This window comes from Nocardioides sp. CCNWLW216, from assembly GCF_037120545.1.
Classification (GTDB): Bacteria; Actinomycetota; Actinomycetes; order Propionibacteriales; family Nocardioidaceae; genus Nocardioides; species Nocardioides lianchengensis.
On record NZ_JBBBBJ010000001.1, the window covers coordinates 101,820 to 118,776 of the forward strand.

The window sequence follows — 16,957 nt, forward strand, 5'->3', positions numbered from 1 at the left end:
GGGTCGGTCCCCGGCCATTCCGCCGCCTCACCGGGTTTCGAGGCTCGGCTCGCTCGCACCTCGACCACCGGGGGAGTCAGACGTTGCGCCGGTAGGCGCCGCCGACCTCGAAGAACGCCTCGGTGACCTGACCGAGGGTGCACACGCGGGCGGCGTCCATGAGGACGGCGAAGACGTTCCCGCCGGAGGTCGCGGCGGCCTTCAGACGGTCGATCGCCGCCTCCGCCTCGGTGCGGTGCGCCTCCTGGAAGGCGTGCACGCGGTCCAGCTGGGAGCGCTTCTCGGTCTCGGTGGCGCGGGCCAGTTCGACGGTCACCGGGGTGGCGCCCTCGGCGTCCTTCTTCAGGAAGGTGTTCACGCCGATGAGCGGCAGCGTGCCGTCGTGCTTGCGGTGCTCGTAGAGCATCGACTCGTCCTGGATCCGGCCGCGCTGGTAGCCGGTCTCCATCGCGCCGAGTACGCCGCCGCGCTCGTTGATCCGGTCGAACTCCTCGAGGACGGCGGCCTCCACCAGGTCGGTCAGCTCGTCGATGATGAACGACCCCTGGAGGGGGTTCTCGTTCATGGCCAGGCCACACTCGCGGTTGATGATCAGCTGGATGGCCAGGGCCCGGCGCACGGAGTCCTCGGTGGGGGTGGTGACGGCCTCGTCGTAGGCGTTGGTGTGCAGGCTGTTGGCGTTGTCGTAGATCGCGATCAGGGCCTGCAGCGTGGTGCGGATGTCGTTGAAGTCCATCTCCTGCGCGTGCAGGGAGCGGCCGCTCGTCTGGACGTGGTACTTCAGCTTCTGCGAGCGCTCACCTGCGCCGTACTTGTCGCGCATCGCGACCGCCCAGATCCGGCGGGCGACCCGGCCGATGACGGAGTACTCGGGGTCCATCCCGTTGGAGAAGAAGAACGACAGGTTGGGCGCGAAGTCGTCGATGTCCATGCCGCGGGCGAGGTAGGCCTCGACGTAGGTGAAGCCGTTGGCGAGGGTGAACGCGAGCTGGCTGATGGGGTTCGCCCCGGCCTCGGCGATGTGGTAGCCGGAGATGCTCACCGAGTAGAAGTTGCGCACCTGCTGCTCGATGAACCACTCCTGGATGTCGGCCATGCAGCGCAGGCTGAACTCCGTCGAGAACAGGCAGGTGTTCTGGCCCTGGTCCTCCTTGAGGATGTCGGCCTGGACGGTGCCGCGGACCGTGGCCAGCGCGGTCGCGTCGTCGACGCCGGCCGCCCGGGCCTGGTCGAGCACGGTGTTGAGGAAGAAGGCCAGCACGGTCGGGGCGGGGCCGTTGATGGTCATGCTGACGCTGGTGCTGGGGGCGAGCAGGTCGAACCCGTCGTACAGGATCTTCATGTCGTCGAGCGTGGCGACGCTGACACCCGAGGTGCCGACCTTGCCGTAGATGTCGGGCCGCTCGTCGGGGTCGCGGCCGTAGAGCGTGACCGAGTCGAACGCCGTCGAGAGCCGCTTCGCGTCGCCGTCGGCGGAGAGGATCTTGAAGCGCCGGTTGGTGCGCGCGGGGTCGCCCTCGCCGGCGAACATCCGGGCCGGGTCCTCGCCGTCCCGCTTGAACGGGAAGACGCCCGCGGTGAAGGGGAAGTAGCCCGGCAGGTTCTCCCGGCGCCAGAAGCGCACCAGCTCGCCGTGGTCGGCGTACGACGGGAGCGCGACGCGGGGGATCTTGTTGCCCGAGAGCGACTCCCGGGTCAGCTTGGTGTGCAGCTCCTTGTCACGGACCTTCACGACCTGCTCGTCGCCGGAGTAGGACTCGACGACGGCCGGCCAGCCGGCGATCTGCTCGCGGAGGTCCGGGGGGAGGTGGGTCTCGATACGCTCGCTGGCGCTCGCTACTCGACCGGCGAGATCGGCGTCGGTGTCGGACGCGAGGTCGGCGCTCCCGAGGTCGTCGGCCACGAGCCGGTAGGCCTGGGCGCGGCGGGCCGCGGCGGCCAGCTTCTCGGTCTCGGCGTGGTAGGCCCGGACCGTCTCGGTGATCTCGGCCAGGTAGCGGACCCGCTCGGTCGGCACCACCTGGCGGATGCCGGAGGAGTGCCGTACGTCGACCGGGGTCAGCGCGCCCTCCGCGAAGTCCAGGCCCTTCTCGGTGAGCACCCCGCGCAGGTGCTGGTAGAGCGCGGTGACGCCGTCGTCGTTGAAGGTCGCGGCGGAGGTGCCGAAGACGGGCATGTCGTCGGGCTGCTGGCCGAAGGCCTCGCGGTTGCGGACCAGCTGGCGCCCGACGTCGCGCAGCGCGTCCTTGGCGCCCCGGCGCTCGAACTTGTTGATCGCGACGACGTCGGCGAAGTCGAGCATGTCGATCTTCTCCAGCTGCGACGCGGCGCCGAACTCGGGCGTCATGACGTACATCGACGCGTCGACGAACGGCACGATCGCCGCGTCGCCCTGGCCGATGCCGGGGGTCTCCACGACGACCAGGTCGAAGCCGGCCGCCTTGACCACGGTGATGACGTCGTCGAGGTGGTCGGGCAGCTCGTGGGCGCCGCGGGTGGCCAGGCTGCGGAACAGGACCCGGTCGCCGTCGAGGGAGTTCATCCGGATCCGGTCGCCCAGCAGCGCCCCGCCGCCGCGTCGCCGGGTCGGGTCGACGGCGATGACCGCGACCCGGAGCTTGTCCTGCTGGTCGACGCGGAAGCGTCGTACGAGCTCGTCGGTGAGGGAGGACTTGCCGGAGCCGCCGGTGCCGGTGATGCCGAGGACCGGGGTGGTGTGCGCGGCCGCGGCGTCGCGCAGCGCGGCGACCATGTCGGCCGGCAGCCGGCCGCCCTCGGCGCCGGTGATCGCGCGGGCGATCGCGAACCGGTCGCCGCTGATGACCTGGTCGGCGCCGACCTGCTTGCCGCTCCAGAGGTCGAAGTCGCAGTCGGCGACGACGGAGTTGATCATCCCGACCAGGCCCATCCGCTGCCCGTCCTCGGGCGAGAAGATGGTGACGCCGGAGCTGCGCAGCCGCTCGATCTCCTCGCGCACGATCACGCCGCCCCCGCCGCCGACGACCTTGATGTGGTCGGCGCCCTGGGCGCGCAGCGACTCGACGAGGTACTCGAAGTACTCGAGGTGCCCGCCCTGGTACGACGACACCGCGACCCCCTGGGCGTCCTCCTCCAGGGCCGCGTCGACGACCTCCTGCACGGAGCGGTTGTGCCCGAGGTGGATCACCTCGCAGCCCTGGCTCTGGAAGATCCGCCGCATGATGTTGATGGACGCGTCGTGACCGTCGAAGAGGCTGCTCGCGGTGACGAGGCGGACGGGGTGCTGGGGGACGTGCAAGTCGGTCATGGCCGCCTCGGGGGAGAAGATTGGATGTCCAACTATTTGATAGTAGGACGTCCACGGACCTACGGGGAAGTAACCACCCGTCTAGCCGTCGACCAGGTCGCCGCCGCTGGCGCGGACGGCGCCGAGCAGCTCGGTGAGGGCGGCGAGCCGGTCGGCCTCGAGACCGGGCCGCTCGAAGACCTCGGTGTTCAGCCCGGTGGTCGCGGTCTCGACCACCGCGCGGCCGGCGGCGGTGATCGAGGCGACCACGACCCGGCGGTCGTCGCTGCGGCGGACCCGCTCGACGTACCCCTGCCGCTCGAGGCGGTCGACGGCGCTGGTGACGCTCGTCGGGTGGACCTGGAGCAGCGAGCCGAGGCGGGTCATGGGCATCCCGCCGGCCTTCGAGAACGAGAGCAGCCGCAGCACCTCGTAGCGGGCGAAGGTCAGCCCGAGCGGGCGCAGCACGGCGTCGATGCGCTCCATCAGCAGCTGCTGGACGCGGACCACGGAGGTCACCATCGCCATCCCGTCGGCGGCCTCGGACCAGCCGTGCCGGGTCCACTGCCGGTGCGCCTCGCGGATGGGGTCGCGGTCGGGGCTCACCGGGCCAGCGTAGGGCGTGACACGCCCTGGGTCCGCGCGGAACAGATCCCGGTCGTCGGTGGTTGTCGCCGGACATGGCCTCGGACGACTCCAGACGCATCTCTGTCCTCCTGGGCCTCCTCTTCGGCCTCGCCGGCATGGGCTCGGCGTCCGCCGCGATCGCGCTGCCGATGATCGGCGACCACTTCGACATCGGGGTCGGGCAGGCGACCTGGACGATCAGCCTCTACGCACTGATGCTCGCGGTCACGACCGCGGTCTACGGCCGGGTCTCCGACCTGGTCGGCGTGAAGCTGCCGCTGCTGGTCGGGATCGGGCTGATGACCGCGGGCGCGCTGGTCGCGGCCGCCGCGCCGTCGTACGGCGTGCTGCTGGTGGCCCGGCTCTTCCAGGGCGCCGGTGCCGCGGCCGTCCCGACCCTGGGCGTGGCCATCGTCAGCGCGCGGTACGACGGCGCGGTGCGCGGGCTCGCCCTCGGCCGGCTGGCCGGCACCGCGGCCGCCGTGTCCTGCCTCGGTCCGCTGCTCGGCGGGATCGTCGAGCACGCCTTCGGCTGGCGGGCCGTGATGGCGCTGCCGGTCCTCGGCGTGCTGGTCGTCCCGCTGCTGTGGAAGGCGCTCGTCGGCGACGGCACCGGGGCCAGCCTCGACATCCTCGGCGCGGTCCTGGTCGCGCTGACCGCGTCCGGACTGGTGCTGCTGGTGCAGTCGCCGTCGACCGGCCTGGTGGTCGCGCTCGCCGGGGTGCTGCTGCTGGTGCTCGGGGCGCCGCTGGTGGCGCTGCGGGTGCGGCAGCGTCCGCACGACGGGTTCCTGCCGATCGCGGTGATCGGCAACCCGACGGTGGTGCGCAGCGCGCTGGCCGCGGCGGCGGTGCCCGCGGCCTGGTTCGGACAGCTGATCGCGGTGCCGGCGGTGCTGGTGCACGACGGCTGGGAGGCCTGGCAGGTGGGCCTGCTGCTGGTCCCCAGCGCGGCGGTGGCGCTGTTCGTCCCGCGGGTGGCCGGCCCGCTGCTGGACCGGGTCGGCCCCTCGGTGTCGCTGGCGATCTCCGGGGTGGCCGCGTCGGTCGCGCTGCTGGTCGCCGGCCTGGGCGCCGGCATCGACTCCGCCCCGGTGCTCGGCGTCGGGGTGCTGCTGGTGACCGTGGCCTTCGGGCTCGGCCAGCCGTCGCTGGGCGCCGCGGTCGGGTCGGCCGTGCACGTCGACGTCCGCGGCGTCGCGCTCGGCATCGCCACGCTCGTGTTCATGACCGGCGGTTCGGTCGGGTCGGCCGTGGTCGGTGGAGCGGGCGACGTGATCGGGGTGTCCTGGGCGCTCGCGGTGCTGGCGGTGCTGCCGGTGCTGGGGCTGGTGGCGCTCGCGCCGGAGCTGCGGCGGGTGGCTGAGGTGGTCTGAGGGTGGGTCACTCGCTGTGGGTGGTCGGGTGCGGGGGTTTCGACACGGTTGCTGGCGCAACCTGCTCAACCACCGGCGGGTCCCGGTGACCGAGACGGGGTCGGGGGCGAGGGAAGCCGGACTCGGTCAGAGTGACGCGCATGCAGGTGGGGATGACGCTGCCCGTGATGGAGCCCGACCTCTGGGCCGAGCCGGGGACGCTGGAGGCGTGGGCTCGGGCCACCGACGAGGGGCCGTTCTCGTCGGTGTGCTTCGGCGAGCGGATGGCCTTCGACAACCCCGAGACGCTGACCCTGCTGGGCGCGGTCGCGGCCTGGACGTCGCGGGTGCGGATCACGACCACCGTGGTGGTGCCGCAGCTGCACGACCCGGTGCTGCTGGCCAAGTCGCTCGCCACCGGCGACCGGCTGAGCGGGGGCCGGCTCAGCGTCGGCCTCGGGGTCGGGGGCCGGGTCGAGGACTACCTCGCCGTCGGCGCGGACCCCACCACGCAGCGGATGCGTGAGCTCGGCGACCGGGCCGCGGTGATGAGGCGGGTGTGGAAGGGCGAGCGCGTCGGCGACGACGTCGGGCCGGTCGGGCCGCCCCCGGTCCAGGAGGGCGGACCCGAGCTGCTGGTCGGGACGATGGGTCCGCGGACGGTCCGGTACGCCGCCGGCTGGGCCGACGGACTCGCCGGCGTCACCCTCGACCTGTCCACGGACGCCGTCGGGACGCTCTTCGACCTGGCCCGTGCGTCCTGGGCCGAGGCGGGACGGCCGGCCCCGCGGCTGGCCACGTCGTTCTGGTTCGCGCTCGAGGAGACCACCGGCGGCCAGGCCCGAGCGCAGGTGCACCGGCACCTGCGCCACTACATGAGCTGGCTGCCCGCGAGCCTGGTCGATGCGATGGCCCCGACCACGGGCTTCGCCGGCACCGTGCCCGAGCTGGTGGCGCTGCTGCGCCGCTTCGAGGACCTCGGCGCCGACGAGGTCCAGCTGATCCCGACCGGCTCCGCCGTCGAGCAGGTACGACGGGTCGCGGACGCCGTGGCGAAAACCTCGGGATAAGTCCTCGGCACCGGTCCGCCGACCCCTACGGTGTGCGGATGCGCAACGACTGGGTGCCTGCGTCGGCGGCCCTGCTCGCCACCGGGGCGATGGCCCTCGCCCTCGCCTCGCTGCTGACCCCGACCGGGTCCGGCGGCTCCGAGACGCTCCAGTTGGTCCGCGAGAACGACAACCGCTGGCTCGCCGTCTCCGCGATCTACTTCCTGGCCGCCGCGATGCTGATCCTCGGGCTGCCGTCGGTCCTGGTGCTGGTCCCCGGCCCGGGGCGGTACGTCGGGATGTCCGCCGTGGTCGCCCTGGCCGTCGGGTTCATCGGCATCGCGGGCTACGCGATGCTGCTGGTCTTCCTGCGCGCCCTGGTGGTCACCGACGCGATCCGGGACAAGAGCATCGACGCCGTCACTGAGGAGGCCGGCCTGCTGGTCTTCCTCTACGGCTGGATCGTGGCGTTCTACCTCGGCGAGCTGCTCCTCGGCGTGGCCCTGCTGCGCGCCGGCTCGGTGCCCCGCTGGATCCCGCTGCTCATGCTGCTGCACGTGCTGACGCTGCCGCTCGGGGCGCTGCTCCCGAACGCGGTCTCCAAGTGGTCGATCCTGGTCTTCGGGCTGGCCTTCGCCGGGATCGGGATCCGTTCCGCCAACCCGGCGCCGGCGCTGCGGCTGCGCTGAGGGACCCCGTACTACTCGCGAGCACCCTCTGGCCGCAGGGCCGCAGCGAGTGCGCCGACCTGGTCCAGGGGCGCGTCGTACCCGGGGAAGTAGCAGCAGACCCGCTCGGCGACCGCGCCGAAGCGTCGGCCGAGCTCGGCCGCGCACTCCTCGGGGGTGCCGCGCACGGCGATGGTGTCGATCATCTCGTCGCTGACCAGCGCCATCATCGCGGCGACGTCGCCCTGCTTGGACAGGGCGTTCAGCTCCGGCTGCAGGTCGCCCCAGCCCTCGACGTCGAGGACCGGGCGGTAGGCCGGCGTGGAGCCGTAGAAGGCCAGCAGCCCGCGCACGCCGAGGCTGGCGGCGGCCAGCTCGTCGGGCGTGCGGCCCATGGCCAGGATGGCCTGCGGGAAGATCGCGATCGACTCGCGGCCGGCCCGCTCCAGGCCCTCCTGGACGGCGGGCAGGGTGCGCTCGGCGAGGTGCCGGACGCTGTGGAACGGCATCACCAGCAGACCGTCGGCCACCTCGGCCGCGGTCCGGGTCATCACCGGGCCGAGGGCGCCGAGCAGCACCGGGGGAGCGCCGTACGGGTTCGGGCCGGGGACGAACGTCGGCGGCATCAGCGTGTGCCGGGTGTGCTCGCCGACGAAGTCGAGCCGGGTGCCGTCCTGCCACGAGGCCAGGATCGCCTTCACGGCGGCCACGATCTCCTTCATCCGGGCGGCGGGCGGCGACCAGGTGGCGCCGTACCGCTTCTCGATGTGGGGGCGGATCTGCGAGCCGAGGCCGAGCCGGAACCGCCCCCGCGACATCAGCTGCAGGTCCCAGGCGGTGTGGGCGAGGTGCATGGGGGAGCGGGGCATGGCGATCGCGACGTTGGTCATCAGGTCGGTCTCGACCGTCCCGGCCGCCGCGGCCAGCGGCAGGAAGACGTCGTGCGGGCCCTCGAAGGTGAACAGCCCGTCGACGCCCGCGGCGACCAGCTCGCGGGCCCGCTCCGCGGCGAGGTCCGGACGGGCGTCGAGCTGGACGTCGAGGAGCATGCCGCCGATCCTCACCCAGCGGTACGACGGTCGCCGCCGGCGTCCCGCTCAGTCGGCCGCCGCCGGCCCCGGTGGTTGAGGAGGTCGCGCAGCGACACGCTCGCCCGCCAGCGCGGCCTCGCTGCTCAACCGCCGGTGGTCGCCGCCCGGCCCGGTGGTTGAGGAGGTTGCGCAGCAACCGTCTCGAAACCCCCGCACCCGAACGCCGTCGTCGCCCGGCGGGGGTTGCGAGACGGGACGCTACGGGCTCTCCCACACGACCGGGGCCGCGAGCTGCGCCTCCTCGGCGTGCCGCAGGTCCTGCGCGAGGTGGTCGGCCATCGCGGTCCCGGTCTCCCCGGCGTCACGGGACGCGATCGCCTCGACGATGCGCAGGTGGGCCCGGCGGGCGGTGGAGCGCCGCGCGGCGGTCTCCGTGCCCCCGGCCGGGCGATCGAGGAGCAGCAGGGCGGCCGAGAGGTGGGCGAGCACGGGGTTGCCCGAGCCGCGGGCGACGAGGTCGTGGAAGTTCCGGTCCTGCTCCAGGAAGCCGCGCGGGTCGTCGAGGTGCTCCGGGCTCTCGGCGACGGCGCGGAGCTCGGCGAGCTGGACCTCCGTCATCTGCTCGGCCGCCAGCCGCGCCAGCGCCGGCTCCAGGCCCGCCCGGGCCTCGGCGACGCTGCGGAGCGGAGCCTGGTCGAACTGCAGGAGCAGGGTCAGCGAGGTCGCGAGCGCCGTGGGGTCGGGTCGCCGGACGACCGGGCCCCCGCCCGGGCCCGGCTTGAGCGCGATGACGCCCTGCAGCTCCAGGAAGCGCAGCGACTCGCGCAACGTGCCCCGGCCCACCTCGTACTCCTCGAGCATCACCCGTTCGGGCGGCAGCCGGTCGCCCACGGTGTTGCCGCGCCGGTTGATGTCGGCCACGATCCGCTGCGCCACGAGGAGCGCGGTCTTCTGCGGGCGGGTCGTCGACATGGGCGGATCATATTCATCGATCGGCCGGGGTGGGGCCACTCAGGCGGTCTCCCGACGCACCAGCGACGGCGGGAAGATCACCCGCATGGCGGCCGCCGGTCGCTCGCCGTCGACCTGCTCCAGCAGCAGCCGGGTCGCCTGCTCGGCCATCTCGCGGATCGGGTTGCGCATCGTCGTCAGCGGCGGGTTGGTGCGCTCGTGCACGCCGAGGTCGTCGTACCCGATGACGGCGACGTCGTCGGGGACCCGGCGACCCAGGGCGGCCAGCGTCTTGAGCGTGCCGGCCGCCATCAGGTCGGAGGCCACCACGATGCCGTCGAGGTCGGGGTGCCGGGCCAGCAGCTCGGCCGCCGAGCGCTCGCCGCCGGACTCGGTGAAGTCACCGTGGATGACCGCGTCGTCGGCGAGCCCGGCCTGCCGCATCGCGGCGTACCAGCCGTCGAGCCGGTCCACGCTGGCGGTCATGTCGGCCGGGCCGGCGACGGTGCCGATCCGGCGGCAGCCGCGCTCGACCAGCGCCTGGGTGGCCTCGCGGCCACCGGCGACGTTGTCGGTGTCGACGTAGGCCACCTTGTCGGCGCTGGTCCACGGCCGGCCGACGAAGGCGCACGGCAGGTCGAGGGCGGCCAGGTGGTCGGCCAGGCTGTCGCTCTGGTGGTGGGAGACCACCAGGGCGCCATCGATGTGGCGGTTGCGGAGGTAGCGCAGCATCCGCTGCTCCTCCTCGCCGGGCCGGGCGAGGAGCAGCACCAGCTGGACGTCGCGCTCCGCGAGCACCCGGGTCGCGCCGCGCAGGGTGTGGGCGAAGAACGGGTCCGTGAAGACCCGCTCGTCCGGCTCGGGTACGACGAGCGCCACCGAGTCGGTCCGCCGCGTCACCAGGCTGCGCGCCGCCGGGTTGGGCGTGTAGCCCAGCGTGCGGACCGCGGCGTCGACCGCGGCCTGGGCCGTGGCGCTGACCCGGTTGCCGCCGTTGATGGCTCGCGAGGCGGTCGCCCGGGACACCCCGGCCAGCCGCGCGACCTCGTCGAGGGTCGGCGAACCCCCGGGACCGAGGCCGTTGCGGGTGCTCACGCGCGCCACGCTACCGACCTCACGGGGTCGTCCCGGGCGTGTGTCCAGGCAGCCGTCCGGGCAGCCGTCCGGTGCGGGCGGCCTCGGCGTAGAACCGGGCGCTGGCCTTCGGGGTGCGCACCTGCGTGTCGTAGTCGACGTGCACGATCCCGAAGCGCTGCCCGTAGCCGTAGGCCCACTCGTAGTTGTCGAGCAGCGACCACGCGAAGTAGCCGCGCACGTCGACGCCCTGCTCGATCGCGGCGTGCGTCGCCCGCAGGTGCGCGTCGATGAACTCGAGTCGGCCGGGATCGTCGACGGTCCCGTCCGGGCCGACCTCGTCGTCGTACGCCGCGCCGTTCTCGGTGATGTAGACCGGCGGGACGTCGTACTCGTCGCGGAGCCGGACGAGCAGGCGCGTCAGCCCCTCGGGCTGCACCTCCCAGTCCATCCCGGTGACCGGCAGTCCGCGCCGCGGGAAGCTGATGTCGGTCCCGCCCGGGTACGGCGAGGTCACCGGCCGCGACGGGTGCTCGATACGGGACCCGAGCACCTCGGTGGGGTCGCCGATCGGGCGGCCACTGGCGGCGTCGCCGTGGTAGTAGTTCACGCCGAGGACGTCGATCGGCGTGCTGATCAGCTCGAGGTCGCCGTCGCGGACGACGTCCTGCCACGGCCGGCCGTTGAACGTCAGGCCCGCGGTATCGCCGGCTAGGTCGTCGGCGTAGCGGCCGTGGAAGATCGGCTCGAGGAACACCCGGTTGAAGAAGCCGTCCACGCGGCGCGCGGCGTCGACGTCGGCGGGCTCGGTCGGGTCGTAGGGGTCGGCGACGGTGAGGTTCAGCGTGATCCCGAGCTGGGCCTGCGAGCCGCGGCGGCGCAGCTCGTCGACGACCAGCCCGTGCCCGAGCATCAGGTGGTGCGCGGCGACCACCCCGGCGACGCCCTCCTGGCGACCCGGCGCGTGCTGCCCGCCGGTGTAGCCGAGGAACGCCGAGCACCAGGGCTCGTTCATCGTGGTCCAGTAGGGGACCCGGTCGCCGAGGGCGTCGTACAGGGAGAGGGCGTAGTCGGCGAAGCGGTACGCCGTGTCGCGGTTGGTCCAGCCGCCCGCCCGCTCGAGGGTCTCGGGCAGGTCCCAGTGGTAGAGCGTGATCCACGGGGTGATCCCGCGGCCGAGGAGCTCGTCGGTCAGCCGCGCGTAGAAGTCGAGGCCGGCTTGGTTGGGAGCGCCGCCGTCGGGGCGGACCCGCGGCCAGGCGGTCGAGAACCGGTAGGCGTTGAGGTTCAGCGAGGACATCAGCGCGACGTCCTCGGGGTAGCGCCGGTAGTGCTCGCAGGCCACGTCGCCGGTGTCGCCGCCGAGCACGGCCCCGGGCACGCGGGAGAAGGTGTCCCAGATCGACGGGGTCCGGCCGTCCTCGGCCACGGCGCCCTCGATCTGGTACGCCGCGGTGGCGGCGCCCCAGAGGAAGTCGCGGGGGAAGACCAGCTGCCCGGTGGTGTCGGGCGTGATGGTGGTGGTGGGGGAGGTCATCCCTTGACCGCTCCTTGCATGATGCCGGCCACGAGCTGGCGGCCGGAGACGACGAACAGGATCAGCAGCGGGATCGTGGCGAGCCCGGTGCCGCAGAGGACGAGCGCGTAGTCGGTGGTCTGGCCCTGGCCGGCGATGGCCAGCTGGTCGAGCGCCACCTGGAGGGTCTGGTTGTCCTTCAGGGCGACCAGCGGCCACATGTAGTCGGTCCACACGGTCATGAAGGTGAAGAGGAACAGGATGGCCATCGCCGGGCGCGCGGCCGGGACGGCGACGGTCCAGAAGGTGCGGATCATCGAGGCGCCGTCCACGCGGGCGGCCTCGATGAGCTCGCCGGGGATGGCGTCGAGGAGGTACTGCCGCATGAAGAAGACGCCGAACGCCGTGACCAGGGTCGGCAGCGCGACGGCGGCCAGGGTGTCGTACAGCCCGTAGTCGGTGACGATGATGAACAGCGGCACGATCGCCAGCTGGGTCGGGACGGCCATGGTCAGCACCACGAAGCCCATCAGCGCGTTGCTGCCGCGGAAGCGCAGCTTGGCGAAGCTGTAGCCGGCGAGCGTCGCGAAGAACACGACGGACGCGGCGCAGGCGGTCGAGACGATGATGCTGTTGGCCATCGCCTGCCAGAAGTCGATGGTGTCGAACACCCGGCGCGCGTTGTCGAGGAAGTGCCCGCCCGGCAGCAGCGGCGGCGGCACCTCGCGGGCCTCGGCCTTGGTGTGCGAGCCGATGACGAACGACCAGTAGAGCGGCAGTGCCGAGCCGATGACGAAGGCCGCCAGGAGGCCGTAGACCACCCAGCCGGGCCGGTGGACGAGCTTGCTCTGCTTGGTCATGACGCCCTCCTGGTGACGTAGCGGGTGAGGGCGAAGTTGAGCAGCGCGATCCCGACGATGATCAGGAAGAGGATCCACGCGGCGGCCGAGGCCCGGCCGTAGAAGCCGTCGACGATGCCGCGGTCGTAGATGTAGAGCGCCACCGTCATGTACTGGTGGTCGGCCCCGCCCTCGCGGCTGATCGAGTCGTCGAAGAGCCGGGGCTCGGTGAAGATCTGCAGACCGCCGATGGTGCTGGTGACGATGATGAAGATCATCGTCGGGCGGATCATCGGCAGGGTGACCGAGAAGAACTGGCGCACCCGGCCTGCCCCGTCGATCGCCGCCGACTCGTAGAGGTCGCGCGGCACCGCCTGCATGGCGGCCAGGAAGATCAGCGTGTTGTAGCCGGTCCAGCGCCAGTTGACCATGCTCGAGATCGCGACGTGGCTCCACAGCCGGTCGACGTGCCAGCGGATGGGCTCCAGCCCGATCTCGCGGAGCGTGGTGTTGATCAGCCCGGACTGGTCGGCGAAGAAGCTGCCGAAGATGAGCGCGGTGGCGGCCGGGGCCACCACGAAGGGCAGCAGCACGCTCATCCGCCAGAAGGTGCTGGCCCGGAGCTGGTTGTCGAGGAGCGCCGCGATGCTGACGGCGATGACGATCTGCGGGATCGACGACATCAGGAAGATGCTGAAGGTGTTGACCAGCGCCTTCTGGAAGATCGGGTCGTGGAGGACGAAGTCGAAGTTCTCCCACCCGGTGAACTCGCCGCGCTGGCGGTAGATCTTGTCCCAGTCGTGCACCGACAGGTAGCCGGTGTAGAGGAGCGGGAACAGGCCGACCAGCGCGAAGAGGACGAAGAAGGGCGAGATGTAGAGGTACGGCGAGAGCCGCACGTCCCAGCGCGAGAGTCGTTGCCGGCGCAGCAGCCGCCGGTCGGGCGGCGGGGGTGCGGTCGTCGTACTCCCGGCCTCGTCGGTGGGGGCGGTGCCCCGGCCGGGTCGTTCATCGGTGAGCATCGGCGCCCTTCCTCAGGTGGTGTCGGGCCGCCCGGGGAGAGCTCGGGCGGCCCGACGGTCGTTCCACTCCATCACTGGAGCGGGGTCACGGGAGTGCGATCACTGCAGCGAGGCGACGTCCTGCTCGAAGGTCTTCCACGAGTCGGCGGGCTTGGTGCCCTGGTCGACGCGGTTGATGGCGTCCTGGAACTTCTGCAGGACGTCGGAGTAGAGCGGGCCGTGGTAGGGCTGGACGGTGATGGCCGCGGCCCGGTTGGAGAAGATCTCGCCGGCCGGGGCACCGCCGAAGTAGTCGTCGGTCGCCGCGAGGACGGCCTCGGACTTCAGGGCCTCGACCTGCGAGGGGAAGTTGCCGGTCAGCTCGAAGACCTTGGCCTGCTGCTCGGGCGCGGTGAGCCAGGTGATGAACTCCTTGGCTTCGGCCTGGTGCTTCGACACCTTCGGGACGGTCAGGTAGGAGCCGCCCCAGTTGCCGCCGCCGCCCGGGAACACATCGGCGATGTCCCACTCGACGCCCGCGGGAGCGGGGTCACCGGTGTTCTCCTTGATGTTGTTGCGCATCCAGCCGGGGCAGGCGACGGTGGCGATGCCGGGCTTCTGGAACGCGGCGGTCCAGTCCGGGCTCCACTGGACGGCCTTGCTGCCGAGGTCGGTGTGCGAGGTGACGGTGTCCCAGACGTTCTTCAGCTCGTCGGAGGAGATGTCGATGGTGTTGTCGGCCTGCTCGAAGGGGAACTCGACCTGGTTCAGCATCGCCTGGGCGATCGAGCCGCTGGCGTCGTAGAAGTTGGCGTCCGAGCCCTTCTTGAACTCCTCGCCGAGGGCGAAGTAGTCGTCCCAGGTGCCCATCTCGGCGGCGACCTCGTCCCGCTCGCTGGGGAGGCCGGCCGCCTTGAAGAGGTCCTTGCGGTAGCAGATCGCCTCAGGGCCCGCGTCGGTGGCGTAGCCGAGCAGCTGCCCGTCCTCGGTCGTGGCGCCGGCGGACTTGAAGTCCAGCCAGCGGCCCTCGACGTCGGGCGAGGAGAGGTCGACCCAGACGTCCGGTGCGGCCACGACGGCCGGCATGTAGTCGCCCTCGACGGCGACGACGTCGGGGAGACCCTTGCCGCCGGCCTGGAGGCTGGTCGTGACCTCGGCCTTCCAGTCGTCCCACTTGGAGACCTTGGTCTGCTCGACCTGGATGTCGGGGTTCTCGGAGTTCCACTGCTCGATGAGGTCGTCGTAGCCGAACTCGCCGAACGTGGTGATGGAGATGGAGTCGCCCTTGGCGAGGTCCTCCTGCTCCGCGGACTTCTTGGGGTCGCTGTCGCCGCCGCACGCGGCGGTCAGTCCGATGACGAGGACGCCGATGGCGGCGCCTGCGAGGGACCGGCGGACCGGTCGGGTGATGGTGTTGCGCACGGTGACACTCCTGACTTGCACGGATCAGCATGACGGCGTCGATCGGAGGTCCCGAGTCGGGCGGAGGTGTGAGAGCGCTTCCACGGATCGACGGCGCAACGATGACATGGGTCACATTCCCTGTCAACGGTTGCGCTGCAATCGCCCACTCCCCGGTGCAGAAAGTGTGGAAACGCTTCCACTAGACGGCGGCCCAGCGTGCGTCGTACTGTTCGGGGACCCATTCACGACGGATCGTCCGGCACGTGCCTGCCGGTGAAGGGATCTACCTGTCATGTCCTCTGTGACCTACCGAAACGCGGAGCGGACCTACCCCGGCTCCGACACCCCCGCGGTGTCCGACCTGAACCTCGAGATCGGCGACGGGGAGTTCATGGTCCTGGTCGGGCCGTCCGGCTGCGGCAAGTCCACCTCGCTGCGGATGCTCGCCGGGCTGGAGGAGGTGACGGCGGGCCAGATCCTGATCGGGGATCGCGACGTGACCGACCTGCCGCCCAAGGACCGCGACATCGCGATGGTCTTCCAGAACTACGCGCTCTACCCCCACATGACCGTCGCCGAGAACATGGCCTTCGCGCTGAAGATGGCCGGCGTGGGCAAGGACGAGCGCCGGACCCGGGTCGCCGAGGCGGCCCGGCTGCTCGACCTCGAGCAGTACCTCGACCGCAAGCCGAAGGCCCTCTCGGGTGGTCAGCGGCAGCGGGTCGCGATGGGCCGCGCGATCGTTCGCCAGCCGCAGGTCTTCTGCATGGACGAGCCGCTGTCGAACCTCGACGCCAAGCTCCGGGTCTCGACCCGCACCCAGATCGCCGCGCTGCAGCAGCGGCTCGGGATCACGACGGTCTACGTCACCCACGACCAGGTCGAGGCGATGACCATGGGCGACCGGGTCGCGGTGCTCAAGGACGGCGTCCTGCAGCAGGTCGACACCCCGCTCGCGCTCTACGACAAGCCGGCGAACCTCTTCGTCGCGGGCTTCATCGGCTCGCCCGCCATGAACCTGCTGGCCGCGAAGAGCGCCGGCGACGGCTCGGCCGTCGTCGACGGCTTCTCGATCCCGATCGACCGGACCGCGGCCGCGAAGTCGTCGGGCGCGATCACCCTCGGCGTACGGCCGGAGTCCTGGCGGATCGCCGCCGAGGGCGAGGAGGGGTACCCGGTCAAGGTCGCGGTGGTCGAGGAGTTGGGCGCCGACGCCTTCCTCTACGCCACCCCGGCCGAGCCCGCGCCCGACGCCGCCGGGGAGGGTGGTCTGCTCCAGCAGATCGTCGCCCGCATCGACGCCCGGCTGCCGCTCGCCAAGGGCGAGGTGGTCCGCCTGACCACCAGCCCCGAGAAGGTGCACGTCTTCGACACCGCCACCGGCGCCCGCCTCACCGCCTGATCTGTGGACAGACTCGCCGAGTCGGCGCACATGTGCGCCGACTCGGCCTAGCTCTCCCCAGGGCGGCGGGAGTGGAGGAGGGCGAGGAGCAGGACGATCCCGAGTACGGCGAAGCCGACCGCCCGGGCGTACGTCGTCAGCTCCCAGAACCACTCCTCCGTCCAGAAGGAGTCATGGCGCTCGTAGCCGGCCAGGGTCAGGCCGGCTGACACGCTGACCACGAGTGCGGCCAGGCCGGCCAGGAAGGCCACCGGACCCCGTCGTACGACGGTCAGGCAGGCCAGCGTCACGAGCAGGCCGGAGCCGACCTCGAGGAGGCAGGCGAGGACGTAGCTCAGGGGCACGTCGGTCATGCGGCCTCCTACGACTCGGACATCGGTCGCGGACGCCGCTGCGTCCGGACGAGGAAGATCGTCAGCGCCACGCAGACGAGGGCGAGGCCGACGGCTCGCGCTGCGTTCGTCGCCTCCCAGAACCAGTCGGAGAGCATCAGGTCGAGGTCCACCCAGGTCCCGGTCAGCAGCGCCAGCGCGAGAGCCGTCGAGACGCCGCCCACGAGTGCGCCGCCGGCTCCGATCAGGCTCGGCAGCGCGGCTCGGCGTACGAGGGTCAGGCAGGCCACCAGCACGACAGCGGCGGCGATGATCTCGACCCAGAGCGAGATGACGATGTAGTCCGCCACTCCGATGACGATCTGCTCGGTGTCCCCGTCCACGCCCGAACCCTGCCAGAAATGCGCTGAGTCGGCGCGAGTTCGCGCCGACTCGGCAGTGAA

Annotated in this window: 15 protein-coding genes; 4 read left to right on the forward strand and 11 right to left on the reverse strand. The window is 71.8% G+C overall.

Translation table 11 applies throughout. The features are described 5' to 3' along the window. Positions 1-76 precede the first annotated feature (76 nt). Positions 77-3,286 carry a fused isobutyryl-CoA mutase/GTPase IcmF gene (icmF, locus tag V7S47_RS00405; RefSeq protein ID WP_336559770.1) on the reverse strand — a complete coding sequence of 1,070 codons (3,210 nt, stop codon included), beginning with the start codon at positions 3,284-3,286 and terminating at the stop codon, positions 77-79. Positions 3,287-3,367: 81 nt separating this feature from the next. Continuing rightward, on the reverse strand, positions 3,368-3,871 hold the full coding sequence (locus tag V7S47_RS00410; protein ID WP_336559771.1) for a MarR family winged helix-turn-helix transcriptional regulator: 504 nt from the start codon (positions 3,869-3,871) through the stop codon (positions 3,368-3,370). 74 nt (positions 3,872-3,945) lie between these two features. Between V7S47_RS00410 and V7S47_RS00415 the strand changes: the two genes are divergently transcribed. The 3 genes from V7S47_RS00415 (at position 3,946) to V7S47_RS00425 (ending at position 6,985) form a co-directional block, all read left to right on the forward strand. After that, on the forward strand, positions 3,946-5,268 hold the full coding sequence (locus V7S47_RS00415) for an MFS transporter (protein ID WP_336559772.1): 1,323 nt from the start codon (positions 3,946-3,948) through the stop codon (positions 5,266-5,268). Positions 5,269-5,408: 140 nt separating this feature from the next. Further along, complete coding sequence (locus tag V7S47_RS00420; RefSeq protein ID WP_336559773.1) at positions 5,409-6,317, forward strand: LLM class flavin-dependent oxidoreductase; 909 nt, start codon at positions 5,409-5,411, stop codon at positions 6,315-6,317. A 38-nt stretch (positions 6,318-6,355) separates the two neighbouring features. After that, positions 6,356-6,985, forward strand: coding sequence for a hypothetical protein (locus tag V7S47_RS00425; protein ID WP_336559774.1), 630 nt, complete (start codon positions 6,356-6,358; stop codon positions 6,983-6,985). Positions 6,986-6,996: 11 nt separating this feature from the next. Here the strand turns inward: V7S47_RS00425 and V7S47_RS00430 are convergent, their stop codons facing one another. From V7S47_RS00430 to V7S47_RS00460, 7 genes are all read right to left on the reverse strand, one after another. Next, positions 6,997-8,013, reverse strand: coding sequence for a TIGR03617 family F420-dependent LLM class oxidoreductase (locus tag V7S47_RS00430; protein WP_336559775.1), 1,017 nt, complete (start codon positions 8,011-8,013; stop codon positions 6,997-6,999). A gap of 240 nt (positions 8,014-8,253) precedes the next feature. Then, positions 8,254-8,967: a FadR/GntR family transcriptional regulator gene (locus V7S47_RS00435; protein WP_336559776.1), complete on the reverse strand. Its 714-nt coding sequence runs from the start codon at positions 8,965-8,967 to the stop codon at positions 8,254-8,256. Between the two features lie 39 nt (positions 8,968-9,006). Next, entirely contained in the window at positions 9,007-10,041 is a 1,035-nt protein-coding gene (locus tag V7S47_RS00440; RefSeq protein ID WP_090860701.1) for a LacI family DNA-binding transcriptional regulator, read from the reverse strand. A gap of 19 nt (positions 10,042-10,060) precedes the next feature. Continuing rightward, positions 10,061-11,557: a GH1 family beta-glucosidase gene (locus tag V7S47_RS00445; protein ID WP_336559777.1), complete on the reverse strand. Its 1,497-nt coding sequence runs from the start codon at positions 11,555-11,557 to the stop codon at positions 10,061-10,063. Then, on the reverse strand, positions 11,554-12,396 hold the full coding sequence (locus V7S47_RS00450; RefSeq protein ID WP_336559778.1) for a carbohydrate ABC transporter permease: 843 nt from the start codon (positions 12,394-12,396) through the stop codon (positions 11,554-11,556). Before V7S47_RS00450 ends, V7S47_RS00445 begins: the two co-directional genes overlap by 4 nt. Next, on the reverse strand, positions 12,393-13,397 hold the full coding sequence (locus V7S47_RS00455; protein ID WP_336559779.1) for a carbohydrate ABC transporter permease: 1,005 nt from the start codon (positions 13,395-13,397) through the stop codon (positions 12,393-12,395). Before V7S47_RS00455 ends, V7S47_RS00450 begins: the two co-directional genes overlap by 4 nt. 99 nt (positions 13,398-13,496) lie before the next feature. Beyond that, positions 13,497-14,798, reverse strand: a complete 1,302-nt coding sequence (locus V7S47_RS00460) for an ABC transporter substrate-binding protein (RefSeq protein WP_336559780.1) — start codon at positions 14,796-14,798, stop codon at positions 13,497-13,499. Positions 14,799-15,072: 274 nt separating this feature from the next. On the opposite strand from V7S47_RS00460, the gene V7S47_RS00465 reads away from it, so the two are divergent. Then, positions 15,073-16,182, forward strand: coding sequence for an ABC transporter ATP-binding protein (locus tag V7S47_RS00465; RefSeq protein WP_336559781.1), 1,110 nt, complete (start codon positions 15,073-15,075; stop codon positions 16,180-16,182). Positions 16,183-16,229: 47 nt separating this feature from the next. Here V7S47_RS00465 and V7S47_RS00470 read toward each other — a convergent pair whose 3' ends face one another. Both V7S47_RS00470 and V7S47_RS00475 read right to left on the reverse strand, forming a co-directional pair. After that, positions 16,230-16,535, reverse strand: coding sequence for a hypothetical protein (locus V7S47_RS00470; protein ID WP_336559782.1), 306 nt, complete (start codon positions 16,533-16,535; stop codon positions 16,230-16,232). An 8-nt stretch (positions 16,536-16,543) separates the two neighbouring features. Next, positions 16,544-16,897: a hypothetical protein gene (locus tag V7S47_RS00475; RefSeq protein WP_336559783.1), complete on the reverse strand. Its 354-nt coding sequence runs from the start codon at positions 16,895-16,897 to the stop codon at positions 16,544-16,546. Positions 16,898-16,957: the final 60 nt, after the last annotated feature.